The sequence below is a fragment of the Cocleimonas flava genome (assembly GCF_004339015.1).
In the GTDB taxonomy this organism is placed as follows: Bacteria; Pseudomonadota; Gammaproteobacteria; order Thiotrichales; family Thiotrichaceae; genus Cocleimonas; species Cocleimonas flava.
The window spans coordinates 811,276-836,805 of sequence record NZ_SMFQ01000003.1; the positions used below are offsets into that span (position 1 = coordinate 811,276).

Consider the following 25,530-nt stretch of genomic DNA (forward strand, 5'->3'; position numbering starts at 1 on the left):
TGTAAAATAGTTAAAATAAACGTTAGTTGGTTTTTCTGTTGGTAAATCCAGTTTAAGTATAGGTAACAACAACAGTCAGAACCTAAGTAAGACTGGAATTAACAACATAGGTGGAAAAATAAACAGCCATTAGAGACGGCCGACCAGAGTTTCATAATTGTGGTCAGTGATCAGCATTTTTCCTGGTGCATGGGTAATCACTCTGGGTAATTTTGCGCTTCTCAAGATGCTTTGTGTGGTTACACCACAGCCCCAGAAAACAGGGATATCATCTTCTGCCAGTTCAACAGCGGAACCGTAGTCGGGATCATCGAGATTATTAATGCCAATTTGCGCAGGATCGCCAATGTGTACCGGCGCACCGTGTGCTTTATCGAAACCGCGTGTGATTTCTATTACGTCTTCAATTTCATGTTGTTTAAAGGGACGCATGGTAACCACCATATTCCCTTTAAAGTGTTCAGTTTGGTTGGTTGCAATCGACGTCTCATACATCGAAATATTGGTATTCAAATCGATGTTTTTAATTCTGAATCCCTGACGTTGCAAGGCATCTTCGAAAGAGAAGGAGCATCCTAAGACAATAGCTACCGAATCATCTTGCCAGAAGGCTTCGATATTTGTCGGCTTGGCGACTAGCTCACCATGTTCGAAACAATTGTATTGCGGGATATCATGGCGTATATCCAAAGCATTTCCTAAACTAGGGATGCTGTATTCGCCGGGTTCGGATACTCCCAAAATTGGGCATGGTGTGGGATTTAGATCACAGAATTCGACAAATCTATCAGCGTCTTGCTTAGGTAAAATAACAACATTTCCCTGCACCAAATCGGGCATGATGCCACTGGTAGTACGAGTGAATTCACCTGACCTTATTAACTGGCGTATCTGGCTGAGAGTGTGTGTATTAGATTCCATTATTCTGTTTAATAGTAAGCATTGGTTTAATATTAGAAAACAAGGGGTATAAATTCAAATTATATATATTTGTATGATTTGAAAAAAATAAGTTATCAAAATATAAGCGGCGAATAAATTACTCTGCATTAATCCGCTATGTGTTTGTATCTATGATATCTTTTTGCCCATGACGATCGGCGATTACCCTCTTTGCTAAATCAATGACGGTTTGCAATTGGGGTTTATGCGGTGTCATCGGGAAGGATGCGGTAAAATTCAAATTTGAAGGCGTCCAGTTCAGCTCTAATATATCTAACTTACCGGCTTCCACATCGTCTTTAACGATTTCTGTTGGCAGTGCGCCAATCCCTCTTCCATCTAACACTAGCTGTCGGCAAACACCTAAAGATGTAGACGAAAATATCCTCGGGATTTCTTTTGAATTCTTTTTTAATTGACGAGATATTTCGTTATAAGGCAGTGTATTTTTGGCATACGTAATCACCGGTAATTTTGATGATAATTCTTCCAGCGATTGTTGCTTCTCGCCTTTTTTATTGATGTCTAAATCCGGGCTCGCTACCCAAACCAATGGCACCGAAGTTAACTCTTCATTCACCATCATCGAAATAGATAAGGGTCCCAGTAAAAAAGCAATATCGATCAAACCTTCAGTCAGTTGTTGCGATAAGCCAGTAGAGACATCAACCGTTAATTCAATCAATACATCGGGGAGATTTTTTTGAAAGCGCTCCATGAATTCAGATAGCCAGGTATAAGCCACTGTTTCTGAAACACCGATACGTAATACCCCGGAAAAACTGGCTGACTGGTTTGCTTTATCGGTGAACTCTTTGGTGTTATAGATTATTTTCTCGGCGTAAGGCAATAGCTCGTGCCCTTTCGTGGTGAGAATGACTTTATTGTTTCTATCACGCTCAAACAGGGTCACGCCTAGCTCGGCTTCTAAGGCAGCTATTCTTGAGGATATCGCAGGCTGGGTGGTGCATTGCTGTTGCGCCGTTTTACTGAAACTTAGCAGTTTCGATACCCAGAGGAATGTTTCGATTTGTTTAAAATTCACAATATTAGTTTAGTTGAATTTATCAAATATTATGGACCCTATTTAAAAATAAGATGACAGAAAATCTCCAACTACTATATTTTCAGTTGCGCACAAACTTATTGTGCGCAATTAAATACATTAATAGTTATTATGGAGAAAAATCATGGAAGATTTACATTATAAACAAAAGAAAATTCATTCTGTAGGCAAGACAAATTTAGAATGTGGATTAATCAACCTTTCGGGTGAACCACAGCTTCCCTACCCTAATAAAAAAATAAACTTAAAATTTAAAAACCCTCAAGAGGCTGTTGATCATTTTCAGATATCTCTCAACAACGAGCAAAAATCTATATTCGACATTTTAAATGATCTCTCATCCAATCTTGAAGATAAAAATAAATATTATCTTGAAAAATACACAAACTTAATTGAAGAGGTCTATGAGTGTTTACGTTCGAAAATTTTTCCTAAAAAGCGATATCGTTCACTGGCTGAATTCCTGGATTCGGCAGCAACCAAACCCTCATCTAACAGTATTAGTATAAGGGCCGTGTTAGCAAGCCCTACAGCACTTAAAGAGCTTCCTTACTTTATCAACTATGCCAATATCTATAAAAAGTATGGATTCAATATTGACTTGAAATTCTTCATGGTTCGCTGGGAATACCTCAACGAAGCTCAAAGTCTGGATCAACCAACGTTAGATTCAATTTACCAAGAACAAAGCTTAGATGTAAAAAAAGCGTTGATCAATAAAGGCTGGGAAGATGCTGAATTAATACCAGTAAATACCGAAATAGATTTTCCTACTGGAAAAGTGACTTCACCTTCTGATTTTCATGATTGCAATCATGAAGTCATGTCTGCCAAAAGCACACTGCCTCCCAATACCAGATTAAGCAGTGACATCAATTGGGTCGAGAATTTTTATAACAAGCAGGATTCTCTGCAAACTCTGGGTAAGGAACAAGCTTTTTGTGATCTGGTTATTCGAAGAGCCATTGGCAAGCGTATCTCGGAAGAATACTCTGCATTTGCTACCAATAAAAATCATTACTACATGATGTTAACTTCCGAATTAAATGGTCGTTTTTTACGTTGTTACGACACCCTTGCAACCATTCACAACTTATCGATGAGGTAATCAATCATGTCTGAATTTTATGAAATAATTAGTAAAGTAGCCGGAGTTATCGCCCTTGCAGGTTTTATTCCTTACATCATTTCAATTCTACAAGGTAAGACTAAACCTAATCGAGTGACCTGGTGGATATGGACAGTCATTGGCGCCTTGTTATGCGCAAGTTACTGGTCTTCTGGTGGAGTTGAAGCTATCTGGGTGCCTATTTCGTATGTGATAGGTCCATTGAGCATAGCCTTATTATCTTTGAAATATGGTTATGGAACTCTGGATAAGTTTGATCGAAGCTGTCTGTTAGCCGCCGTTATCAGTCTACTATTTTGGTGGATATCAGGTTCGGCACTGATCGCTTTGTTGATGAATATTACGATTGATATGTTTGGTGCAATGCCAACCATCAAGAAGACATACCATGAGCCAGAGTCCGAAAGTCAAATGGCATGGGGATTCTTTCTGGTTGGGAATACACTCAATTTAATAGCATTGTCTAACTGGGAAATTTCTCAATCCTTATACCCCATCTACTTATTCTCTATATCCATAATTGTTTATGCATTAACTATGAGGAAAAAGCGGCCTGTAGCCCAGAGGCGAACTAACTATGAATAAATCAAAACAGTTTACAACTGCCTCTTGGTTTTTCTAAGAAGTGAGACTGGACTGATATAATTCCTGCATCGATCAATGCATTTGCGTTGATCGATGTTGGTTTTTTTATTTCAACAATTGTTTTAGTCACCCCCCTACTTTAAGGCACTTTTTCCCAACTATAATTATTCAGCTTTTGCTCTATCAATGATAGATGACAAAATTGCCGTTGTGCGATTCATAATAAAAATGAAATTGCAGAAACTGTCAGTTATAGTCCCTACCTTTTCATCATACTCACGCTATGTTTCATTCAATCTCATGATTCTTTATATCGCTGAAAAACCTAGTCTTGGGCGCGCTGTTGCCGATGCGCTACCCAGACCGCATAAAAAAGGTGATGGCTATATTGAGGTGGGCAATGGCGATATCGTGAGTTGGTGTATTGGTCATTTACTCGAACAGGCACAACCCGAAGCCTACGACCCTGAGTATAAAAAATGGGTGATTGCTCATTTGCCGATTGTGCCGGATGTTTGGAAACTTCAGGTAAAACCCAATACCAGAAAGCAATTTACTGTTCTCAAAAAGCTGATTAAAAAAGCCGATACGCTGGTCAATGTGGGTGACCCTGATCGCGAAGGTCAGATTCTGATTGATGAGGTGATTAATCACTGTGGTGTGTCAAAAGCTAAAAAGTTAGCGACGCAACGCTGTCTGATTAATGATCTCAACGCTAACGCCGTGAAAAAATCATTAAACAATCTGAAGAAAAATACCGACTTTATTCCCTTGGCGACTTCTGCATTGGCCAGAGCCCGTGCAGATTGGTTGTACGGAATAAACATGACACGTTTATGTACTATCAAAGGCCAAAAATCTGGCTACCAGGGCGTACTTTCTGTGGGTAGAGTACAAACGCCGCTACTTGGTTTGGTGGTACATCGTGATTTAGAGATCATGAATTTCGTTTCAAAACCCTTTTATGAAGTGATGGTAACGCTTGAAACGTCAAAACAGGAAAGCTTTCAAGCAAAGTGGAAGCCCAGTGCCTCTTGCGATGACTATAGGGATGACGAAGGTCGCGTACTGTCGAAGAAACTCGCAGAAACAGTAGTGGCTAAAGTCACTAACCAACCCGGAAAAATCACCAAAGTAACCGAACAAAAAAAGAAACAGGCGCCACCACTGCCGTATAACCTTTCGGCCTTACAAATCGATGCGGCAAAGCGATTCAGCATGAGTGCCAAACAGGTGTTAGATACCTGTCAAAACCTTTATGAGAGACACAATCTGATCACCTATCCTCGTTCTGACAGTCGCTACCTGCCGACGGAGCATTTACGCGAAGTTGATCGCGTGACAGATGCTATCGCCAAGACTTGCAACAAACTCAGTGATGCGGTTGCACAGGCTAACCTTAAACTTAAAAGCAAAGCCTGGAATGACAGTAAAGTCAGCGCTCACCATGCGATTATTCCTACGATGAAGTCCATGGATGGCGGTCGATTATCCCGTGATGAATCGAACCTGTACGAACTCATCGCTCGGCAATATTTAATCCAGTTTTATCCGCCTTTTGAATACGCAGATAAAAGTATTGAAAGCGAAGTGAGTGGTGGCCTGTTTATCGCCAAGCAGAAAGATGTACTCGCACAGGGCTGGAAAGCATTATTCCCACAAAGCAAAAAAACAAATACCAACAATGAGAGTGAAGCGTTTTCGGCAAAACAATTACCGCTGGTAAAAAAAGATGACCCCGTTACATGCACCGATGCCAATGTGGTTGAAAAACAGACCACGCCACCCAAGCATTTCACCGATGCAACCTTACTAAGCGCGATGACGGGTATCGCACGCTATGTGACTGATCCTGAAATCAAAAAGGTCTTACGAGAAACAGACGGGATCGGCACAGAAGCAACGCGAGCCGGGATTATCGAATTATTATTTACGCGAGAATATCTACAGCGCAAAGGTAAGGAAATTCGTGCGACAAAGGTTGGCCTCCAACTCATTACCAGCTTGCCTGAGAGTATGGGCTACCCTGATATGACAGCGCATTGGGAATCGCAACTAGAAGCGATTTGCCAGCGCGAGATGAGTTATGGGAATTTCATGCAACCCATGACACAAAACTTACAACAACTGATCAATGATGTGGGAGCCGTTGAGTTTTCAGGGTTACAAGGTTTAGGTAAAGCACCTAAAAAATGGGGCAAGAAAAGAAAGTTTACTAAAAACAAGAGTACTGCGAAGAAAACCACGGCAACGAAAACTATGAGTAAAAAAGGCACTGCAAAAAAACCTGGCTGACTGCCGCATTAAATCTCAACTAACTCATGCAAAAAAGCACATAAATTTTTATTGGCACCCCCCTACTTTAAGGCCGTTTTTCTACCCAACATTAACTTTTGTTAATCTTTGTAAATTCTGTATCTAAATAAAAAGGTCACTCGTATAGAGGCAAGAAGTGATGGTTTAAGCTGTCACTTTACTTTACAACATTAAAAATCAATTCCCCTAATTCAACTATTAATAGTTATAACTCATAAGGAAATAGAAAGTGACCACCGATAACAAATTTAAGTATTCAATGTTTTTTCTTCGCGCGAGTGTTTTTCTCGTCATACTCATGTGGACGGTAGATAAATTTGTCAACCCAGGTCACACCGCCGCGATCTTTAATAAATTCTATTCGATCTCTGGCTTAGCCAGTTCTATTTTCACAATCATAGGCGTTTTAGAGCTTATTCTATTAGCCCTGTTTTTTATTGGCTTCAAGAAAACTATTACCTATGGCGCAGTATTGCTATTACATGCGGCATCAACCTTGTCTTCTTTCGGTCAATACCTATCACCTTTTGAAGGGAATCACTTATTGTTCTTTGCTGCGTGGCCGATGTTAGCAGCCTGTGTGATGTTATTTTTATTCCGCAAAGAAGACACATTTTTGCAGATAGACCCCAAGTTTTCTTAAAACAAAACGATTTACATTTACCACCCACAAAAAAGCCCGAATGTATTCGGGCTTTTTTGTGGGTGGTATTTTTAGTTATAGTTTTTTCGTCAATTTCCTAAAACTCATTATGTCTATAGTATATTTGGGTAATACACCGAAAAAACCTTTCATGATAGTTTCAATCATTCAAATAGTAAATTTTAGAATCGGTTTACTATTGGCATTTAACACAACCAAAAAGTACAGAGACTTTTCATTAATGTTATCAATTTCACTAAGGGGAATCGGCATGTCATTTAACAAAAAGCTAGTTATAAAACTAGGTATCTTTATCAGCTTTTGCAGTTCATTTTCTACAGCGTTCGCTGGATCAACTGGGGGTGGATCTATGACGTATTCTATAGGCGGTGCAACCAGTATCCCAACCTTAAGTGGCACCATGTTAATTGTACTCAGTTTACTTCTATTTGCCGTTGCAGTTCGTGTAGCCAAACAGAAAAACTCAGGTGTTAATAAATTGTTCGTCACATTATTGGGCGTTGGATCTATCTCACTTATAACTGGTGGAGCACAAATAGTGTCCGAAGCAGACGCAGGTTGGTATCCAAGCTTACCGCTAAACACCAATAGTACATCAGGTGAAGTGGAGTTATTTTCTTCGTACAATGCTTTCACCAACGAAAATGTAGCGATTACGACAATAAATTCGATTACCCCCCCACCCGGATATACTTGTGGTCCAGTTCCCGCTATAACTAAACCCGCAGAAAAGCTCACAACAGCGGCTGCACCGCCTCCTGTTAGCTCTGAAACTTGTTCTGTTGGTTTACAAATAAACAATTTAGATGGTTGTGACCTTTATTGCTTTGCTGAGTTTTCATCAGAATGAATAATTAATATCATCAGCTATAGCAACAAAAATATTTTATAGTGATTAACTTTATTAAAAATAACTATTTTGAACTACAATTTGCCGCCTTATTTGGCGGCATTTTTCTTGTATATATTTTAGAAGGTTATTTCCCAAGACGCAGAAGTGATACCAACCAAACCAATCGCTGGGTGAGTAATATTAGCCTTGCTATTTTTAATCATTTTTTAATACTTTTTTATACCTTCAATCTGGCACTTATTCTTAATCAATTTCAACCAGACTCCCCTTTACTGAGGCACTTTGGTTTTTCAGATATTGCCTCACTTTTCGTTTTATTGTTTGCGTTTGAATTCACTTCCTATTGGTCTCATCGTGCTTTTCATAAATTTCCAATACTCTGGCGGATTCATTCAGTACATCATTCAGATACCGAAATTGATGTGACCACAGGCGTAAGACATCATCCTTTTGAGCCTTTAATTATTAATACCATTATCGTTACTCCCATGGTTATGTTGTTAGGCGCACCTGTCATTTCAATTATTCTCTTTAATTTTGTACGCACCATTATCGTCTTAACCAGTCATAGCAACCTGATTATTCCTAAAAGACTTGATAAAGTAGTGCGTCTCTTCGTCACCACACCCGATTATCATCGCATGCATCACTCCAGTGATAGACGCTATACCGATAGTAATTTTTGTATCGTATTCCCAATCTTTGATTATGTGTTCGGTACAGCGACAAAAAAACCTTATGAAGAAATACCCAATATGCAAATTGGCTTAGAACAATTACGGAGTAACGAAGATCAGCGCATTGATCAATTAATCATGCGCCCTTTTACCTATAACAGAAATCCGATAAAACGATCTTTATAAACATATTAGTTAAAAACAATAACTAACTTCCTTATTTTTTCCTCATTCTCTTCACGATTGCTTTTTATTATTCCATATCACATCAAGTGACTCACAAAACGAATACATAATTTAAGGTATGGAAATTAATGAAATCTAAAACAATCGCATCAACTTTATTCGTTGTAATGGCAGCGTTATCTATCTCGGCTTGTAGTTCAGATAATCAACGAGGTGGAAAAAGAGGTGGATCAGGAGGCAAACCACCTGCTGAAGCGTTTGAAGCGTGTGCGAGTAAAAGCGAAGGTCAAAGTTGTACTGTGTCATCTTCACGCGGTGAAATGTCAGGTACATGTAAAGCGCCACCTAAAGGTGAAGGCGAATTAGCCTGTGTACCTGCAGGTAAACGCCCGAAATAAAGTATGTAGATGTCTCAACATAGGGGCTATGTCAGGACATTTAGACTTTATACACCTCAGGAGAGTTAATCTTCTGAGGTGTTTTGCATTATGGGACATGGAAAATAGATAACAGTGTCTTTAAATTATTAGAGACTGACTTTTTACTTTCTTATGACTCACCTATTTAGAGCAGCGCTTTTCTTGGTTTAATACATTTAATACGTTTACTTCATCACTGAATACACTGATCATTCAGCTAATATTCCGTAAGACACGAAAAATCAAAACGTACAAACAATGAAAAGAAATCAAAAGAAGATTGAATCTTCAATCGTAATAGCATTAACCGACGTTTGTGAAACCTTGAAAGAGAAATACACCGGATTTCTCTGGCTCACTCATTTTGTAGATTACGCAAACTTTCCCCAAAGTTTAAAACTGGTTTTCGTTTTTGATACAAAAATATCGTTAGAAAACGCAATGAATGATGATTTGTTTAAAACGATCTTTGTGTTAACTGAATCTCGTCTTAAAAGAGAGAGTGTTACGGTTAAACGTATTGATAAAGCGGTATATTTTGATACCGAAGAAATGGGTGCCGACGTTGATAATATGAAATGGTGCAGAAAATATTCGTAACCGCTAAGTCATTTAAAAATATACCCACCCCCCTACTTTAAAGGACTTTTTTACGACTTAAGCATTTTATGAGCTCGCTTGCCAAAGCTCAGTCTATACACATAAAATATCAAAGCGGCTAATAAACTCCCTATAAACGCCACAAACATGTCTTCTTGCGAATCCCACACATCGCCTTGCGTACCAAGGTAAGAAATACCCTGCTCTACAAAGAATTTATCAGCAACCAGCCATTCTATCATTTCATAGATGGCACTGGCAGACAGCACGATTAACACCGGTATGATCAACGCTTCGCGCTTTCTGAGTTTTAAGCCGTTTAAAAGAATCTCGTAAAATGGATAATACAAGAGCAAACCAAAACTCGTATGTACAAGTCGGTCATAAGGGTTTCTTGAGGTTTGTAGAATATCTTGTAGCCAATAACCAAAGGGGTTTTCGGCATAGGTATATTTAGATCCGTAAACATGCAAACACAGAAATGCACAGATTAAGAAATAACTCGAAGTACTAAACCGATACCACTTAAACGTAAAAATTAAGCAAAGTACCGTTATCGCCGTTAGAGTATTTTCAATACGCCAATTGGCAATATCTGTTGTTCCTATGAATGAGTCTGCCCACACGGCAAAAAAGAAAACACTAAAAATGACCAGCCAGCGCATGTGTATACCTAGATATCGTTATGTCGAATAAAACATCAGAATATACAAAACTATATCGCTTAAGCTGGCTGTATTTCATGGCTTAGATCACGAATTTTGGTGAAATGTCATATTTCAGGTAACCAAATAAAAAAGGGAGATGGTTTTCTGGTTGTTGATAAACCGAAAAGCCACCTCCCCACTTACGGGCAGTTTTTTTAAGCGGCTTAGAACAAGCCTTTCACCTCAGCGTCATCTCTTGCATATATGCTTTCTGCTGATAATCGAACTTCAGATATCACTACAATATTTTCGCTAGAATCACCTACGGAAAATACTAAGGCGTATAAATACCATAGCAATGGTAAATATCCATATCTTCAGGGATATCTATGCCATGATCACCCTTTCCTGCGTCATTAACATGTGCACCATGATCAGGCGTAAATGCGATAACGTGACGTTTTTGAGCCCAGTGCTGATTTGCCGCTTTTGTCATTTCTGTGAAGTCTTTAATATGCTGTCTAAGAGACGCAATACAAATCGGCGAGTAAGGCTCGGTTTTATGCAGGTTATCATCGTAATCGGCTTGATAGGTGATGATAACGTCGTATTCATCGCCTTCAATAACTTCCAGAACTTTCTCTTTGACAGATTTATCATCCTTTTCTGAGAAATATGTTACGTCACGGTTTCTAAAAATCAAATCAATACAGCTATCTACGACAGCGACGATAGCAACTTTCTTATTTGCACGCGCAAGTGCATCGAAAAGTGTGTCGCAGGTTAATACAGGTTTTATAAAGCTTTGAATACCGTGGACTTCGGGCTGTGCTCCGCTAAAAATAGAGGCAAAACAAACCGGCGTTACCGGAGGAAAAGCAGCACGTAGAGGAACACGTAACGGAACCAAGGGTAATATTTTATTGAGATCACTCTCGTGCGACTTCCATAAATGCGCGCCAATAGCATCCTGAGCAATAATCAGGCATTTTTCGAAAGGAAGGCTGTTATCTTCAAGTGTAGAGATAACCATATCTAACGCGGGTTCCGCTGAGACCTCTGGAGGGCTGATGCCCAGAAGATGGCATATCGTTGGAGTTAATGAAGCTATAGAACCGTGATGAGGAGGAAATTTCATTTGATACACCTAATATTTTTTCTAAAAAGAATGTTGCTCAAGCTCTGGGAATTTGTGTTGCCTGTCAGAGCCATTTTGATGAATTTTTTGTGTCAGCTAATTGAGATTAAAAACATCAAAGTATCTGACTAAGAAACAACTTGGTTCTATCGTGTTGGGGGTTGTTAAAAAACTGAAGAGGCTCGTTTTCCTCGACAATATCCCCCTCGTCCATAAAGATGACACGATCGGCAATGGTTTTTGCAAAATTCATTTCGTGAGTGACCACGATCATAGTCATACCTGTTTCAGCCAACTCGACCATGACATCCAAAACTTCTTTTATCATCTCTGGATCAAGTGCAGAGGTCGGCTCGTCAAACAGCATGATCTTGGGGTTCATACATAGTGATCGCGCTATTGCTACACGCTGTTGCTGCCCACCTGAAAGTTGCCCTGGGAATTTATCGGCCTGTTCCGGTATTTTGACGCGTTCTAGATATTCAAGTGCAGTAGCCCGGGCTTCGGCCTTGGGCATTTTACGGACCCAGATCGGGCCCAACATGAGGTTATCGAGTATCGACAGATGAGGAAATAGATTGAAATTCTGAAATACCATGCCCACTTCAGTGCGGATATGATCAATATTTTTGAGGTTTTTGTTTAGCGTTATTCCATCAACGACGATACTGCCTTCCTGATGTTCTTCCAGATTATTGATACAGCGAATAAGTGTTGATTTCCCTGATCCAGAAGGGCCACAGACAACGATTCTTTCCCCTTTTTTTACTACCAGATCGATATCCTTCAAAACATGAAAATCATCGTACCACTTGTTTACTTTTTCAATATTAATGATGACTTCAGAGGACGCTGCTGATACCAATTTTTCTTCTGCAGCATTGTTGTCCATAGGCGTATTCGATTTCATTTTATTCCTTGATGTTTTCTTTTTTAGTGTCTATTTCTTAGTATCTACTTCTTAGTTTTCTAAGAACTACGTTTTACGATTAGTGGACAACTTAGCTTCTAGATGACGACTGTATTTTGACATCAGCGCGCAAAGTATAAAAAATATCATCGCGCCAAATAATAGTGGTTCCTTGTGTAAACCGATCCATGACAAATCTCGACTAACGCTACTTAACATCCCTAAAATATCGAATAAACCGATAATTGAGACCAATGTAGTGCCTTTTAAGATGCTAATAAAATTACCTACAATATTTGGAATCATATTTTTTAAGGCTTGCGGCATCACAATTAAACCCATGGTTCCCCAGTAACCCAAGCCAATGGTATGTGCCCCTTCATACTGCCCTTTGGGAATAGTTTGCAGTCCACCACGAACCGTTTCAGCCATATAAGCCGCATTAAATAGGCACACCGCAATGATTACCTGAGCTAGTTTATTCAGCACGAAGCCTTCGGGTAAAAACAACGGAAACATGGTCGTCGCCATAAACAGCACGGTAATGAGTGGCACCGAGCGAAACACCTCGATAAAAGTGGTACTAAGTACCTTGATGACAGGTAATTTTGAACGACGACCCAGTGCCAGAATAATTCCGCCAGGTAAAGCGGTGGCAATACCAATCCCTGAAATGACTAAGGTTAGGAATAGTCCTCCCCATTTAGTCCAGGGTACTTCGCCTAGTACCCAGCTTTGTTGCCATAAAAATGCAATGATAAAAGTAATGATTAGAAGCGCTAAGTTTAGATTCCGTTGGCTCTTTTCAGATTTCAGTGAACTGCCTAAACGGGTAGCAATAAATGTTGAAATGCTTTGACCCTGAATTACACCGATAATCGCATTCAACATGATAACGACGAAAGAAACGATCGCAGCTGAAACCATAAACTGGCTAAAAAAACTACTTTCACCACCAAGGAATATATAATTTGCTAAAAAAGGGTAAAAACTAATCAAGGTAATGGCTATAAATATTTTGCCTTTAACACGCGGTAACCACAGCGGCAGCATCCAGACGATTAATAGTAAAATACCAACGTTAACTCGCCACAGCTCGTCTTTCGGATAACGACCGTAAAAAATATTGTCCATCCACGCAATCACACCTGCCCAACATGCGCCATCAATACTGATATCAAAACACTCACGTCTACTCTCAGCGATCCAGACAGCATCGGCTATGCCCCAGACCCATAAACCTTTAGTTGTTATGTAAATAATATACAGCGTCACTATGGTGAGAATACTATTGTAGAAAGAGCTAAATAGATGTTTATGCATCCAGCCAATTACTGATCGTTCAGATAACGGTGCAGGTCTAGCGTGGGTTATTTCTTTTTTTACAAAGGCCATCTCAACGCTCCACCAGCTGTACTTTCTTATTATAGATATTGAGCAGCCCTGAAATAATCAGACTCACGAACATATAAAACCCCATGGTCATGGCGACGATTTCTATGGCATACCCTGCTTGATTTAACGACGTCTGCATAAACAGTGAAACAATATCTGAATAACCAATCGCCACTGCGAGTGATGAGTTTTTAACCGTACTCAGCCACAAACTAATCATCGGCGGGATAATGGCAGGCATTGCCTGAGGGATTATGATGAGGCGCAAGGCCTTGTTCTGCCGTAAACCTATGGCAAGAGCAGCATCATTCTGCCCTTTATTAATCGACTGTATGCCGGCTCGAACAATTTCAGCCATGTGTGCAGCACCATAAACAACCAATGCCACTAATAAGGCGATAAAAGCGGGCGGGAGACTGGCGCCTCCTACAAAATTAAAACCTTCAATTTTCGGGATATCCCAGCTAAGTGGAGACCCTGTCAGTAAAAAAACGAGACCAGGTAAGATTAAAAGTATCGCCAGTGATGGCAACAAAACAGCTACTCTTTTTCCCGTTTTGTCTTGATGTTTATTGGCCCATTTCTTGAGTAAATAGACACAGATAAGTGCAGCCATAAATGCCACACCCGTTATCCAGAATTGCTCTCCTGGTACTGGCCAAGCAGTATATAAGCCTCGGTTATTGAGCAATACCACTTCTGCACCTGCAGAAAGATCCAAACTATTTTTTATTTGAGGCAGTATGCTAAATACACCTACATACCAGAAAATTAATTGAATCAATAAAGGTGTATTACGAAAAATCTCGATGAATGTTAAGGCAACTTTTGAAATCAACCAGTTGTTTGAAAGTCTTAATATACCTATAAAAAACCCTAAGACGGTACACGCAATAATCGCCAAAAAAGAGACATACAGCGTATTAAGTATTCCGATTAAAAAGATACGACCATACGTTCCAATCCCCGGCGTATAAGAGATCAGCTTAAAACCAGGGTCAAATCCTGCCGCTACATTTAAAAAGCCAAAACCAGAGTTCATCCCCCTTAATTCAAGATTGTGTGCAGTATTACTGATCAAATACCAAAAAAAACAACCAATAATTACTACTGTCAATAGTTGATAGAAGATGCCGCGAACGCGCTCATCATGGAAAAAGTTAAACTTTTCTTTAGGTTTTATGCGTTGCGATTTGGTATTACTATCATTGGCCACAACAATAATTTCTCTTTGGTATTCGTTTATTGAGAAAAACATACACCGGCATCAATCCCCTACGACCAGTAAACAAATGGTCGTGCGCCAGTGCATGTTGAAACATGATTTATCGCATTCTTTATCGCGTCATTTATCGCGTCATTTATCTCATAGGAGGTGAATACAGTAATCCGCCATTTGTCCAAAGTGCGTTGAGTGTACCTGCACGAGTGATTCCTAGAGCCTTTTCACCATTTCCAAGATAGCGCTCATAGTTCTCGCCATAGTTACCAATTTGTTTAATGATGTTATATGCCCAGTCTTTGTCTAAGCCTATGCCATCATGAAGATTCCCTTCAACACCTAAGAGTCGACGTATTGATGGATTATCTGACTTACGCATTTCATCAACATTTTGACTGTTGACACCTAGCTCTTCAGCATTAACCATGGCATTCAAAGACCATCTGACAAGATTTGCCCAGTCGCTGTCACCCTGTCGTACTACAAGTCCAAGAGGTTCTTTAGATAGCGTTTCAGGCAGAATCAAATGATCCTTAGGCTTTGGGAAAGCAGCACTATTTGCAGCTAATGATGATTTGTCATTCGTGAGTGCGTCACAACCACCCTTTACATAGGTCTCATCTCGAACATTGAAGTCTTCAAAAGTAACCGCACTAATTTTTAGATTATGCTTACGGCTAAAATCGGCTAAATTAAGTTCAGAAGTGGAACCAGTCTTTACACACACCTTGGCACCTTTTAGTTGAAGCGCACTTGTTATACCGCTGTCCTTTCGAACCATAAAACCCTGACCGTCATAAAAATTGGTTTGTAGAAAATCCAAACCTAATTGAGAGTCACGTGACATAGTCATGGTAGCTGATTGTGATAAAAGATCTGACTCGCCATTTGCAAGTGCCGTGAATCTCACCTGACTACCGACCGATTGATATTTTACTTTTGACTTGTCACCGAAAATTGCGGCGGCAATTGCCTGGCAATTAGCAACGTAAAAGCCATCCCAATCACCCTTGGCATCAATGGTATAGAAGCCCGGGGAAGGCTTACCTATCTGACAGCGCAGATGATCGCGTTTTTTTACTATTTCCAAGGTACTTTCTGCTGAAGCGGTTGTCATACCACCAACTAATATTCCAGTAACTGCGGCAACTGATGTGAAAAATGTAGTGAGTTTCATTAATTCATTTCCTGATTTATAGTTAAATACTTATATTGAAATGATGACCGAAATGATAATTTTCATTCAGCAACCAGACCTATTCAATATTCCTTTTATATATTCGAAAAAAGTAAATAGTGTTAAACGATATTAGTGGACTTGTATGACTCTTTGATGAATTTAAAAATAAACTGATACTTATAAAATTTAATTCATTTTTTGTTTTGTTAATAAATAAGTACGTATATCGAGATAGTGTTCTAATACATAAATCGTAATCGAGTAACTAGCCTCATCAATAACGTTCTCTTGCTCTTAAAGAATGTAAAATGAAAGGTTACTTCTGTCTAATGCCTTTAATGGTGCCACTCATGCAAAAAACGCATCACTTGGCGTTGAGTGCCTATTAAATCTTGATTATTGATGACGTTACGCTAGTGATTTAGAGTAAAGGGCAGAATCTCGAACTTGATTTGAAAAGCCTGACCGACAGTCAGCATGTTTTGAGAGTGTTGTTAGTATCAAGAGTGTTAGAATCGGGAGTCTTTGTGCAGTAACATCTGCCATATTTTTTCTGCCTGGGGTGGGATGATATTAGCGTTTCTATAAATTTTTATAACCAGTTTGATTTCGTCGTTTTCATCACCTGCACGAACTAACAATCCTTTGTCTAAATCATTAATTGCAATTGATAATGGGACCCATGCTACGCCATATCCTTCACGAGCCATCGCACACAATGAAGCTGCAATAGTCGATTGATAAACAGATAAGAACTTGAGATTACGGTAGCGACTATCAAGATGATGCTTTACCGGCAAAAGAGATGAAGTGTATTGAGTCTGAAGATAAGGGATAACCTTTTGAGGGTTTGATGGCAACCACCACCTCGGTTCTCCGTTACTATCTGGGCTTACCACCGGTACCAACACTTCAACGCCTAATTGTAATGATGAATACTTTTTCATGTCATTCAGCAGTAATTCTGTTGGATCTTCATAGCAAATAAAAAAGTCTGCCTCCCCTTCATCCAACGCACCTAAGTAATCTTCTACATTCGCAAAATCCGTTCTTACACTGAATAATTCTGATTCGATATTTTCCTGAATGCTCTTTAACCAGGAAGGTATAAAGTATTGAGCCAGCGTACTTAAGGTAGCAAAACGAATTTTTTCTTCTTTCTCTCTCTTTTTTACCTGAATATCATTTCTTGAGAGATATGCCAGACGCACTATCTCTTGCGCAACTGGCTTAAAAAGTTCGCCAGCTTCAGTTAAATACACAGGTTGTCTACTACGGTCTATCAGTGTGGCGCCTACCCAGGTTTCGAGTGAGAGAATACGTCGGCTAAATGCAGGCTGAGAGACAAACCTCTGCTCAGAAGCTATGCGAAAATTTCCACAATTAGAAAGGGTAAGAAAATCTTCTATCCAGTTAAGATTCATTATAATTATTACTTCTTACCTTAAAGCACTAAACCATAACAGGTTGAGACTCAACTTAGTGTAATAATAAATAATTAGGAGAATGATTTAGAAATTGTGTGGGCTCAGGTAATGGAAAACACGACCCTAAAATCTATTTAAGGTCGTGCTTAGTATCGTTTTTAGAATAGACCTTCAATTTCTCCGTCTTCTCTAACGTAAATACTTTCTGCTGCAGGTTTTCTTGGTAAACCTGGCATTGTCATGATATCACCACAGACAACCACGACGAAACCCGCGCCAGCCGATAATCGCACTTCACGTATCGGTACAACATGCCCACTTGGGGCGCCTTTCAATAATGGATCGGTACTGAATGACAACGGTGTTTTTGCGATACAAATGGGTAAATCGCCGTGTTTCGCTTCCAATGCTTCGAACTGGTTACGCACTTTTTTATCGGCGATGATGTCCTCTGCTCCGTAAAGTTCTTGAGCGATAGTGCGTGTTTTACCCCAAAGTGATAGTTGTGCGTTATACAAAAACTCGAAATTAGCTGGCTCATTATCGATCATATCGACCACCGCCTGACTCAATGCCTCAGCACCTTCGCCACCGCGTGCCCAGTGATCTGATTCCACCGCGCTGATGCCTGCTTGCTCGCATAAACCCAAGAGTAAGTCTCGTTCCGCTTGTGTATCCGCACTAAAGCTATTTAACGCAACCATCACAGGAACACCAAATTTGCGCGTATTGCTAACATGTCGTTTAAGATTGACAAAACCATCTTCGAGCGCTTTGAGATTTTCCTCACCAAGCTTATCTTGCTCTGCACCACCATGAATTTTCAAAGCACGAATGGTTGCGACGATAACGGCGGCATCTGGCTTCAAACCTGATTTACGCATTTTAATGTCGAAGAATTTCTCTGCGCCCAAATCTGCCCCGAAACCGGCTTCAGTAATCACATAATCTGCGTGTTTAAGCGCTGTTTTAGTCGCGATTACTGAGTTACAACCGTGTGCGATATTGGCGAATGGCCCGCCGTGGATAAAGCACGGTGTGCCTTCCATGGTCTGAACCAGATTCGGTTGAATCGCATCTTTTAATAAGGCTGTCATTGCCCCGACTGCTTTGATATCTCGCGCATAAATGTCTTTACCATCACGCGTTGTACCGACAATGATATTGCCCAGTCGTTCTTGTAAATCTTTGAGGTCATTCGCCAGACAGAAAATCGCCATTACTTCCGAGGCAACCGTAATATCGAAATGATCAGTACGTGGGTAGCCATTAAACACCCCACCTAAACCAACGGTTAGCTGACGCAGTGAACGGTCGTTCATATCCATCACTCTGCCCCAGGTGACTTTTCGACAATCTAATTCGAGTTCATTGCCCCAGTAAATATGATTATCAATCATCGCTGATAATAAATTATGTGCCGCGCCAATCGCATGGAAGTCGCCATTAAAATGCAGATTGATTTCTTCCATCGGCACGACTTGAGAATAACCACCACCTGCTGCGCCACCTTTCATGCCGAAACATGGCCCTAGAGAAGGCTCACGTAGACAGATTGCGACCTTTTTTCCTATACGACTCAAACCATCGCCCATGCCTACTGAGGTTGTTGTCTTACCTTCGCCGGCTGCGGTCGGCGTGATACCTGCCACAAGAATCAGTTTTCCATTAGGGCGATCAGATTGGGCTTCGACGTATTCGCGGCTGATTTTTGCGCGATGCTTACCGTAATTTAAAATGTGATCACTGGGAATTTCAAGCTTATCAGCGATATCCTGAATCGGTTGCATGGTTGCATTACGAGCAATTTCTATGTCTGATAAGGGTTGTGTATTTTTTGACATGTTAACGGTATCCACCTTGTTAATTTTTTAGCTTTTGATTTATTAATATTTTCGAGTAAAACCAGTTATTTTCTTAATTTATACATTGATCAACAGGACTCAAATTTCTTATGTACGAATAATAACTATGAATCAACAATAACCTTTGAAATGGATTTTCAATGCACAGAATGCGCCATGGAAAGTCTTTAAAACGTCAATTAAGAATGCTTTCTTAACCAATCCGCGATAGCGGGGAAAATAGCTTTAACAGATTTAGGGCTGACAAAAATACCGATGTGTCCGCCGTTAACAGACATCTCTTGATATTGATTAGCGGGGATTAAGTTTTCCAGTGCTTTGGATGAAGCAGGTGGTACCAGGTGATCCTGATCTGCATAGATATTCAGAACAGGAATGTTTAACGTAGAAAGATCAATTTGGCACCCCCCTACTTTGAGCGTGTTTTTTATTAATCGGTTTTGTTGATAACACCCCTGCACAAACTCTCGAAAGGCTTCTCCGGCTTGGTCTGGGCTATCGAATATCCAGCGTTCCATCAAAATAAAATTTGCGATACGTTCTTTGGTTTTCTCGTCAAGCTGTGCTGTCGATTCAACCAGATTCAAATATTTCTTCAGCTGTAGATAATACGGGCGCAATGAAAGAAAGGTACTACTGAGCATATCACCCGGGATATTTCCCATGGTTTTGACCATTAGATCGATATCGACATGTCTCACAAGATTACTCAAGGTATCCGGCTCGGTATGAAAATCAACGGGGGTCACCAATGTCACCAAGCTCTTAACACGCTGAGGATGCAAACTGCTGTAACACAAGCCAAGCACCCCGCCCTGACAGATCCCCATCAGGCTTACTTGTTTAATATTAGTTGTGTCACAGATGAGATCGACACAGGCATCGATCTGAGTATTGATGTAGTAATCCAGATCCAAGTGTTTATCAGAAGCATCGGGATACCCCCAATCAATGAGATAAACGTCGAGTCCAGATTTGAGCATTTGTGCAATCGCAGAATGGCCTTGTTGCAAATCTAATATGCTGGGACGATTAACCAATGCATAAACGATTAAAACCGGTGTTTGTACTTGATCAGTTTGTGCTGTGTCTGCTTCCGTTTTTTGTATGTGTTGGTCAGGCACATAGTGATACAGTTTTAATTTATCGTGTTCCAGCACAAGTTCACGTTCTGAATACTGTTCTTGCAGAAGGCCATCGTGTTGCTTTAAGCCTTGCAGCAGCTGGCCGAACTTTTCGCCATAGTCCTTTAATTCATCGAATGACTTTTGATTATTCATTCAGTTATTGATGAGGGTTGTTAGCCGAAGATGACGATGACACAGGTGATGACGGCACAGTATCTTGCATAAACTCAGCGAAAGTTTTATCTGATTTATCGATGACGAGTAACCAGCTATTAATCACTTTGGCATAGATGAGGGAATAACTTTCTGTAGCAATCATATCCAAATACTGAGTATCGAAATACTCCAACCAAAGTGACAAGATCTGTTTTGCCGTTAACGCTTGCTGGGTATTTTTCTGCAACGCTTCAACAGTTAGTTTGGCGACATTGATCATTAGCTTAAAGAATAGCTGCTGGAGTTCTTGCAGAGCAACTAAATACGCTTCCAATGCAGCCGAAAATTCTGGATTTTTTGCGGTATCTCCGACGTAATCAGCCAACGCTTTTAAAGACTGATTTTGTGATGTGAAAAAAGTGGCTTGTTGCTGCCAGTTAGCCATCGGCAGTTGCCAGAGCTGATGCATTGCGGAAAAATTGGCCTGCTTCGATTCTTGCTGAGTATATTGATTCGTTTTGGCTTTACTCTCTTCTGAAACGGAATCAGAGGCGTTAACTAAAGAACTATCCAAAGAACCATCTAAAGAACTATCTAAAGAACTATCTAAAGAACTATCTAAAGTGCTCTCGGAGTTGCCATCAATATTATTTTTTGTAGAAGTATCCACAGCTGTAGCGAAATCAGTAGCACTAACAGAAGCTTTATCAGTAAATTCTTTCAGGTAGTTAACCATCAGAATATCTGCGGTTTCACCTTTTGGGTTCTTGTGTAAAGTTTCGCTAAAGTTAATAAAAAATCGACTGGAGGAGTAAACTTTATTATACAACGCATCGATATCACCCGAGCTCACTTCGGCATGATCCTGCCAACATTTATCGACAGTGTTTAACCATTGATTAAATAATGAATGTTGCGGTGACGGAGTAATATCGTCACCATTAGTAGCAGAAGGTGTAAAACTTGAGCCTACATTATCCCAAAACCTTTTTTGTAGCTTATTCCATTCGTCGTTAAATGAGGTATTTTCCACCATGGTGTTAATATTTCTATAAAGATATGAGGATGAGAATCAGGTGATAATGTATAGTTAAGAACTTTGTGATTTTGATATTGTAATAGAACAAAACTATGAAGAATAGCAGTCTCTGATAATAGACTGCATTTTATACCACTTAGAAGCTTTCTAAGTGACAGTTATTTTAAATTAGGTAAAGAGATTGAAGTATGGAATCTGACGTTAGAATTATAAAAAAATATCCCAATAGAAGACTTTATGACACCGAAGACAGTTGTTACATCAAGTTACTAGAAATTAAAGATATGATTGAACGCGGTATTCCGATCAAAGTCATCGACAGTAATACCGAGGAAGAAATTACACGTAGCATTCTATTGCAGATAATTCTCGAACAAGAATCTAATAAAGAACCGTTATTTTCTACCGATAACCTAATCAACTTTATCCGGTATAACGGTGAAACCTCTCGAGAAGGGTTTATGCATTTCATGGATAAAAACCTGAACTTCTTTCAAGAGCAACAAAACACCATGAAAGAACGCTTTAAAGAATTTGCAGATTATAATCCGATGGATTTCTGGACCACCAGTACTAAAAAGAATATGGATATCTGGAAAAAGATGCAGGAGAACTTTATGACTCCTGGTAGTGAAACGAGTCCAGATAGCGATAAAAAAGAAAAATAAAACGACAAATTCTAGTAACAAAAATAACTGTAATCGTAGCACCATTCTACATCGACGATTCCTTGCGGAATCCATGATGGACTTTAGTGAACTTACCGTTTCGATGCTTGAAACGGATAATTCACTCATTTGACTTATCATTCTTGATTTTTGATAAGTCAAAGAAAGGCACCCCCCTACTTTGGGGCTGTTTTTATAGCTTATTAATTTCATTATAAAAATAGCCTCAAGGCCAAGTTAAAAAGATCCCAATCCTTTATATACCCTCATTTGCAGCGTTTTATTTTCAATTATTTATAAAATAATACTTGACATGATTATGGCGTTCTCCTATATTTGTTGCAACGCAGCAATGCTGCACCGCACAATTTAATTTACTGACCTTAATGAGGATATAACCATGCAACAATGGATCGATTTAAACACTAAAATTGCTAATGACAGCCTAGCTACTCTTAAGCAATTCGGCGAGCTAAACGTTAAAACAACTGAAGCTTTTTTCGCACAACAGAAAGAAATGACTGAAGGTTTAACTTCAACTACAGAGCAGAACATTGAAAAACTTTCTGCTGCTAAAGACCCTAAAGATTTCTTCGAGATGCAGAACGAAATGTTCCAAAACTCAATTAACTTTGCAATGGGTAACTGGAAGAAAGCAATGTCAACTGTTGAAACTAACCGTGACGCATACAAGAAGCTTTCTGAAAAGTCTCTAAAGACCGCTAAAGGCAACATGGATAAAGTTGTTGAATCTGCAAAGAAGACTACAACTGAAGCTACTGAAGCTGCAAAAAAAGCAGTTAAAGCTGCAAAATAGTATTGAAAAAAATAGAGGCGGCTGGTTTTGACTATTGTCATAATTAGTCGCACTATATAGATACACTGGGCCTCACCACCTTTTCTTGAAAAATAGAATAAGTGGTGCGGCCTTTTTGTTATAACCGCTAGAAGATGGAGAGTAAAAAAGATGGGAAAAAACAATGTTGCCCTAGTAACGGGTGGTACAGGTGGAATTGGTGAAGAGATTTGTAGACAACTTGCAGCAACAGGCTGCAAAGTAGTAGCAAACTACTTCCCTGCTGATAAAGAAAATGCAGAAAGCTGGCAAGCAGCTCAAAAAGAAGCAGGGTTTGATATCGAACTTGCTCCATGTGATGTAACAGATTTTGACGCGACTGGCGCAATGATTGCAGATATTCAAAGCAATGTTGGTCCAATCGACGTATTAGTTAACTGTGCGGGTATCACTCGCGATGCAACGATCAAAAACATGGACATCGATGCATGGAAAGCAGTTATCGACACTAACCTTACCAGCGCATTCAACGTTACTAAGCCAGTTCTTCTTGGAATGACTGAGCGTGGTTACGGCCGCATCATCAACATCTCTTCTGTAAACGGCCAACGTGGTCAATTCGGTCAACCTAACTATTCTGCTGCTAAAGCAGGTATTCATGGTTTCACGATGTCTGCAGCTTATGAAGGCGCACGCAAAGGCGTTACAGTTAACACTGTTGCTCCAGGCTACGTATCTACAGCAATGACAGAAGCAATGCCAGAAAACGTACTAGCTTCAATCATCGGTGGCATCCCTATGGGTCGTATGGCTCAGCCAGCTGAGATTGCATCTGCAGTACTTTGGTTATCAAGTGAAGACAATAGCTACACAACAGGTGCTTGTATTCCTGTAAACGGCGGACTATTCGTTAGTCACTAAATTGTTTTCAGCTTTAACAGCAGTGAATAATAAGTAATAAATACCCTCTTTAATCGATGATTATTGAGGGTATTTTTGTATATGGGTTCTATACTCTATTTGACGTTGTTTAATATTGCTTAAGATTGAGTAGTTTTAAATTATTTTAAATAACTTATCCTTTGTTTGACTTTAATTTACTTTAATTGACTTTAATTAAGTCTAACAAGCGCTAACAATGTTAAAACATACCAAATATCAGATTTCTAATTATTGATCTCTAATTAAGAGTCTCTAAATAGGAGTCTCTGGATATAGATCTCCAGATATGGATCTCTTAGTAAACATAAAAGGATATAAAAAATGAGCGAAGACATAGTAATTGTTGCGGCGGGTCGTACAGCAGTCGGTAATTTCAGTGGAAGCCTGGCTTCTGTTCCGGCATCAACATTAGGTGCAAACGTCATCAAAGGACTCGTTGCGCAAACAGGTATTGATCCTGCGAGTGTGGACGAAGTCATCATGGGTGACGTATTAACAGCTGGTTTAGGCCAGAACCCTGCGCGTCAGGCAGTAATCGAAGCTGGACTTCCAGAATCAGTGCCTGCTATGACAATCAACAAAGTATGTGGCAGTGGTTTAAAATCAGTGGTGCTTGCGTATCAGGCGATCGCTTGTGGCGATGCTGATATCGTAATTGCAGGTGGTCAGGAAAACATGACTGCAGCGCCTCACGTTCTACCGCATTCAAGAAACGGTCAGAAGATGATGGACTGGACAATGAAAGATTCCATGATCACAGATGGTCTATGGTGTGCATTTAATGATTACCACATGGGTATGACAGCAGAGAATATCGCTAATCAATACGGCTTTACACGTGAAGAGCAAGATGCTTTTGCCGCTGGTTCACAGCAAAAAGCAGAAGCTGCGCAAAAAGCGGGTAAGTTTAAAGATGAAATCATTCCTGTTGAAATTCCACAACGTCGTGGTGACCCAGTTGTTTTTGCTGAAGACGAATTCATCCGTCCTGGCACAACCGCAGAAAGCCTAGGTAAATTACGTCCTGCTTTCACTAAAGAAGGAACCGTTACAGCGGGTAATGCTTCTGGTATCAACGATGGTGCAGCAGCGGTTGTTGTAATGACACGTTCAAACGCAGAGAAGCTTGGTCTTGAGCCACTCGCTAAAATCGTAGCAAGCGCATCAACAGGTGTTGACCCTAAAATCATGGGTACCGGTCCTATTTCGGCAAGTCAGAAATGTTTGAAAAAAGCAGGTTGGACTGTTGACGATCTTGACCTTGTTGAAGCTAACGAAGCATTCGCTGCACAAGCAATGTCAGTTAACAAAGACATGGAGTGGGATTTAAGCAAGATCAATGTAAACGGCGGCGCAATTGCAATCGGACACCCAATCGGTGCTTCTGGAGCGCGCGTACTGGTTTCATTACTCCACGAAATGAAACGCGAAGATGCAAAGAAAGGTCTAGCGACTTTATGTATCGGTGGCGGAATGGGAATCGCACTTGCTGTAGAGCGTGCATAGTTCCTGACTGATATGTTTTAAATCAATATTTAAAAGATTTAAAACCTGTCTCTTAATAAAAGCCGTTCTTATGAA

General features: G+C 40.0%; 24 protein-coding genes. 12 read left to right on the plus strand and 12 right to left on the minus strand.

What is annotated here, in order from left to right:
* Window positions 1–129: 129 nt before the first annotated feature.
* On the minus strand, window positions 130–921 hold the full coding sequence (locus EV695_RS09695) for a putative hydro-lyase (RefSeq protein ID WP_131905721.1): 792 nt from the start codon (window positions 919–921) through the stop codon (window positions 130–132).
* Window positions 922–1,057: 136 nt separating this feature from the next.
* A complete protein-coding gene (locus EV695_RS09700) occupies window positions 1,058–1,987 on the minus strand; it encodes a LysR family transcriptional regulator (RefSeq protein WP_131905722.1) in 930 nt (309 codons plus the stop codon).
* A 145-nt stretch (window positions 1,988–2,132) separates the two neighbouring features.
* Between EV695_RS09700 and EV695_RS09705 the strand changes: the two genes are divergently transcribed.
* The 8 genes from EV695_RS09705 to EV695_RS09740 all read left to right on the plus strand — a co-directional run bounded on the left by EV695_RS09705 (window position 2,133) and on the right by EV695_RS09740 (window position 9,437).
* Window positions 2,133–3,116 (plus strand): hypothetical protein, encoded by a 984-nt coding sequence (locus EV695_RS09705; protein ID WP_131905723.1) that lies wholly within the window; start codon window positions 2,133–2,135, stop codon window positions 3,114–3,116.
* A 6-nt stretch (window positions 3,117–3,122) separates the two neighbouring features.
* On the plus strand, window positions 3,123–3,722 hold the full coding sequence (locus tag EV695_RS09710; protein ID WP_131905724.1) for a hypothetical protein: 600 nt from the start codon (window positions 3,123–3,125) through the stop codon (window positions 3,720–3,722).
* A gap of 228 nt (window positions 3,723–3,950) precedes the next feature.
* On the plus strand, window positions 3,951–6,017 hold the full coding sequence (locus EV695_RS09715; RefSeq protein WP_207907036.1) for a DNA topoisomerase III: 2,067 nt from the start codon (window positions 3,951–3,953) through the stop codon (window positions 6,015–6,017).
* Between the two features lie 250 nt (window positions 6,018–6,267).
* Entirely contained in the window at window positions 6,268–6,681 is a 414-nt protein-coding gene (locus tag EV695_RS09720; RefSeq protein WP_207907037.1) for a hypothetical protein, read from the plus strand.
* 271 nt (window positions 6,682–6,952) lie between these two features.
* Complete coding sequence (locus EV695_RS09725) at window positions 6,953–7,552, plus strand: midcut-by-XrtH protein (RefSeq protein WP_165874670.1); 600 nt, start codon at window positions 6,953–6,955, stop codon at window positions 7,550–7,552.
* A 41-nt stretch (window positions 7,553–7,593) separates the two neighbouring features.
* Window positions 7,594–8,418, plus strand: a complete 825-nt coding sequence (locus tag EV695_RS09730) for a sterol desaturase family protein (RefSeq protein WP_165874671.1) — start codon at window positions 7,594–7,596, stop codon at window positions 8,416–8,418.
* A gap of 128 nt (window positions 8,419–8,546) precedes the next feature.
* Window positions 8,547–8,816: a hypothetical protein gene (locus tag EV695_RS09735; protein ID WP_131905727.1), complete on the plus strand. Its 270-nt coding sequence runs from the start codon at window positions 8,547–8,549 to the stop codon at window positions 8,814–8,816.
* A 279-nt stretch (window positions 8,817–9,095) separates the two neighbouring features.
* Window positions 9,096–9,437 carry a Fis family transcriptional regulator gene (locus tag EV695_RS09740; RefSeq protein WP_131905728.1) on the plus strand — a complete coding sequence of 114 codons (342 nt, stop codon included), beginning with the start codon at window positions 9,096–9,098 and terminating at the stop codon, window positions 9,435–9,437.
* A gap of 50 nt (window positions 9,438–9,487) precedes the next feature.
* Here EV695_RS09740 and EV695_RS09745 read toward each other — a convergent pair whose 3' ends face one another.
* From EV695_RS09745 to EV695_RS09790, 10 genes are all read right to left on the minus strand, one after another.
* Window positions 9,488–10,102: a DUF2238 domain-containing protein gene (locus EV695_RS09745; RefSeq protein ID WP_131905729.1), complete on the minus strand. Its 615-nt coding sequence runs from the start codon at window positions 10,100–10,102 to the stop codon at window positions 9,488–9,490.
* A gap of 316 nt (window positions 10,103–10,418) precedes the next feature.
* Window positions 10,419–11,222 carry an alkaline phosphatase family protein gene (locus EV695_RS09750; protein WP_131905730.1) on the minus strand — a complete coding sequence of 268 codons (804 nt, stop codon included), beginning with the start codon at window positions 11,220–11,222 and terminating at the stop codon, window positions 10,419–10,421.
* Window positions 11,223–11,337: 115 nt separating this feature from the next.
* Window positions 11,338–12,132: an amino acid ABC transporter ATP-binding protein gene (locus tag EV695_RS09755; RefSeq protein WP_425545139.1), complete on the minus strand. Its 795-nt coding sequence runs from the start codon at window positions 12,130–12,132 to the stop codon at window positions 11,338–11,340.
* A 66-nt stretch (window positions 12,133–12,198) separates the two neighbouring features.
* Window positions 12,199–13,527, minus strand: coding sequence for an amino acid ABC transporter permease (locus tag EV695_RS09760; RefSeq protein WP_131905731.1), 1,329 nt, complete (start codon window positions 13,525–13,527; stop codon window positions 12,199–12,201).
* Window position 13,528: 1 nt separating this feature from the next.
* Window positions 13,529–14,785 (minus strand): amino acid ABC transporter permease, encoded by a 1,257-nt coding sequence (locus EV695_RS09765; RefSeq protein WP_131905732.1) that lies wholly within the window; start codon window positions 14,783–14,785, stop codon window positions 13,529–13,531.
* A gap of 103 nt (window positions 14,786–14,888) precedes the next feature.
* Window positions 14,889–15,926: an amino acid ABC transporter substrate-binding protein gene (locus tag EV695_RS09770; RefSeq protein WP_131905733.1), complete on the minus strand. Its 1,038-nt coding sequence runs from the start codon at window positions 15,924–15,926 to the stop codon at window positions 14,889–14,891.
* Between the two features lie 512 nt (window positions 15,927–16,438).
* A complete protein-coding gene (locus EV695_RS09775) occupies window positions 16,439–17,353 on the minus strand; it encodes a LysR family transcriptional regulator (protein ID WP_131905734.1) in 915 nt (304 codons plus the stop codon).
* A 161-nt stretch (window positions 17,354–17,514) separates the two neighbouring features.
* Window positions 17,515–19,200, minus strand: a complete 1,686-nt coding sequence (locus EV695_RS09780; RefSeq protein ID WP_131905735.1) for a formate--tetrahydrofolate ligase — start codon at window positions 19,198–19,200, stop codon at window positions 17,515–17,517.
* Window positions 19,201–19,400: 200 nt separating this feature from the next.
* A complete protein-coding gene (gene phaC, locus EV695_RS09785) occupies window positions 19,401–20,501 on the minus strand; it encodes a class III poly(R)-hydroxyalkanoic acid synthase subunit PhaC (RefSeq protein WP_131905736.1) in 1,101 nt (366 codons plus the stop codon).
* Window positions 20,502–20,505: 4 nt separating this feature from the next.
* The gene (locus EV695_RS09790; RefSeq protein ID WP_131905737.1) at window positions 20,506–21,540 is read right to left on the minus strand and encodes a hypothetical protein; all 1,035 of its coding nucleotides are present in this window, start codon (window positions 21,538–21,540) and stop codon (window positions 20,506–20,508) included.
* Window positions 21,541–21,731: 191 nt separating this feature from the next.
* Between EV695_RS09790 and phaR the strand changes: the two genes are divergently transcribed.
* From phaR to EV695_RS09810, 4 genes are all read left to right on the plus strand, one after another.
* Complete coding sequence (phaR, locus tag EV695_RS09795) at window positions 21,732–22,211, plus strand: polyhydroxyalkanoate synthesis repressor PhaR (protein WP_131905738.1); 480 nt, start codon at window positions 21,732–21,734, stop codon at window positions 22,209–22,211.
* Between the two features lie 400 nt (window positions 22,212–22,611).
* Window positions 22,612–23,028, plus strand: coding sequence for a phasin family protein (locus EV695_RS09800; protein ID WP_131905739.1), 417 nt, complete (start codon window positions 22,612–22,614; stop codon window positions 23,026–23,028).
* A 150-nt stretch (window positions 23,029–23,178) separates the two neighbouring features.
* Entirely contained in the window at window positions 23,179–23,928 is a 750-nt protein-coding gene (gene phbB / locus EV695_RS09805) for an acetoacetyl-CoA reductase (protein WP_131905740.1), read from the plus strand.
* A 342-nt stretch (window positions 23,929–24,270) separates the two neighbouring features.
* Window positions 24,271–25,455 (plus strand): acetyl-CoA C-acetyltransferase, encoded by a 1,185-nt coding sequence (locus EV695_RS09810; RefSeq protein ID WP_131905741.1) that lies wholly within the window; start codon window positions 24,271–24,273, stop codon window positions 25,453–25,455.
* The last annotated feature ends 75 nt before the right edge of the window (window positions 25,456–25,530 follow it).

Bases quoted from the DNA above. Each gene is read 5' to 3' on its own strand.
- EV695_RS09695 (WP_131905721.1), bottom strand. From the start codon at position 921: ATGGAATCTAATACACACACTCTCAGCCAGATACGCCAGTTAATAAGG.
- EV695_RS09705 (WP_131905723.1), top strand. From the start codon at position 2,133: ATGGAAGATTTACATTATAAACAAAAGAAAATTCATTCTGTAGGCAAG.
- EV695_RS09710 (WP_131905724.1), top strand. From the start codon at position 3,123: ATGTCTGAATTTTATGAAATAATTAGTAAAGTAGCCGGAGTTATCGCC.
- EV695_RS09715 (WP_207907036.1), top strand. From the start codon at position 3,951: ATGAAATTGCAGAAACTGTCAGTTATAGTCCCTACCTTTTCATCATAC.
- EV695_RS09725 (WP_165874670.1), top strand. From the start codon at position 6,953: ATGTCATTTAACAAAAAGCTAGTTATAAAACTAGGTATCTTTATCAGC.
- EV695_RS09735 (WP_131905727.1), top strand. From the start codon at position 8,547: ATGAAATCTAAAACAATCGCATCAACTTTATTCGTTGTAATGGCAGCG.
- EV695_RS09740 (WP_131905728.1), top strand. From the start codon at position 9,096: ATGAAAAGAAATCAAAAGAAGATTGAATCTTCAATCGTAATAGCATTA.
- EV695_RS09745 (WP_131905729.1), bottom strand. From the start codon at position 10,102: ATGCGCTGGCTGGTCATTTTTAGTGTTTTCTTTTTTGCCGTGTGGGCA.
- EV695_RS09750 (WP_131905730.1), bottom strand. From the start codon at position 11,222: ATGAAATTTCCTCCTCATCACGGTTCTATAGCTTCATTAACTCCAACG.
- EV695_RS09755 (WP_425545139.1), bottom strand. From the start codon at position 12,132: ATGAAATCGAATACGCCTATGGACAACAATGCTGCAGAAGAAAAATTG.
- EV695_RS09760 (WP_131905731.1), bottom strand. From the start codon at position 13,527: ATGGCCTTTGTAAAAAAAGAAATAACCCACGCTAGACCTGCACCGTTA.
- EV695_RS09765 (WP_131905732.1), bottom strand. From the start codon at position 14,785: ATGTTTTTCTCAATAAACGAATACCAAAGAGAAATTATTGTTGTGGCC.
- EV695_RS09770 (WP_131905733.1), bottom strand. From the start codon at position 15,926: ATGAAACTCACTACATTTTTCACATCAGTTGCCGCAGTTACTGGAATA.
- EV695_RS09775 (WP_131905734.1), bottom strand. From the start codon at position 17,353: ATGAATCTTAACTGGATAGAAGATTTTCTTACCCTTTCTAATTGTGGA.
- EV695_RS09780 (WP_131905735.1), bottom strand. From the start codon at position 19,200: ATGTCAAAAAATACACAACCCTTATCAGACATAGAAATTGCTCGTAAT.
- phaC (WP_131905736.1), bottom strand. From the start codon at position 20,501: ATGAATAATCAAAAGTCATTCGATGAATTAAAGGACTATGGCGAAAAG.
- EV695_RS09790 (WP_131905737.1), bottom strand. From the start codon at position 21,540: ATGGTGGAAAATACCTCATTTAACGACGAATGGAATAAGCTACAAAAA.
- phaR (WP_131905738.1), top strand. From the start codon at position 21,732: ATGGAATCTGACGTTAGAATTATAAAAAAATATCCCAATAGAAGACTT.
- EV695_RS09800 (WP_131905739.1), top strand. From the start codon at position 22,612: ATGCAACAATGGATCGATTTAAACACTAAAATTGCTAATGACAGCCTA.
- phbB (WP_131905740.1), top strand. From the start codon at position 23,179: ATGGGAAAAAACAATGTTGCCCTAGTAACGGGTGGTACAGGTGGAATT.
- EV695_RS09810 (WP_131905741.1), top strand. From the start codon at position 24,271: ATGAGCGAAGACATAGTAATTGTTGCGGCGGGTCGTACAGCAGTCGGT.